This is a genomic window from Pseudoalteromonas fuliginea (assembly GCF_000690055.1).
Classification (GTDB): Bacteria; Pseudomonadota; Gammaproteobacteria; order Enterobacterales; family Alteromonadaceae; genus Pseudoalteromonas; species Pseudoalteromonas fuliginea.
In genome coordinates this window covers 1-538 of sequence record NZ_JJNZ01000191.1, presented here as the reverse complement: position 1 = coordinate 538, position 538 = coordinate 1, and the positions used below count along the sequence as shown (strand labels likewise).

1 protein-coding gene is annotated in these 538 nt (G+C 48.7%); it reads left to right on the top strand.

The window, feature by feature from the left end:
* Positions 1–140 precede the first annotated feature (140 nt).
* A partial coding sequence (locus DC53_RS0120960) for a hypothetical protein (RefSeq protein ID WP_206075182.1) occupies positions 141–538 on the top strand: 398 nt, incomplete at its 3' end.

Genomic DNA, 538 nt, shown 5'->3' with positions numbered 1-538 from the left:
ACTCGCGACGATGCAGCAATCCAGAGGCGTATGTTTTGAGTGGCAAGCCTATTCGATGCGAACACCGTTCCAGCGCTAAGGTTTGCCCTGACTGCCATGCTGACAATGACATTGCAGCGCGCCATTGCGTTGAATGTAAAGTGCGACTAGTTGACCCAAACGAGAAACTAACTGAAAAGGCAGGTCAAGCTGGAATTATTGCCATGGGTGAAACGCGAACAGTGCACTGCTTAAGCGCCAAGTACGAGCCTTATGTTGGCGGTGGTGGTAAGCACTCAATAAAAGCCACCTACAACACGGAAATAGGCGCAATCGTTGCTTGGCATACTTCACGTCAACACTGGATCTTCAACCGACTAGCGGAAGCTAATGGCATTGTGCGCAGTCAGATTGATGATGCGATCGACGCTCAATATTCACAGTGTGCGTTTTGGACGGTGGCACCGCATCAGATCAAAGTTAAGAAAAGCGAAGGCCAAAACGGCTACGCTAAATTTGAAGTTAAACAAGTTGAGTTTTTAGAGGAGCAGGTGGGATG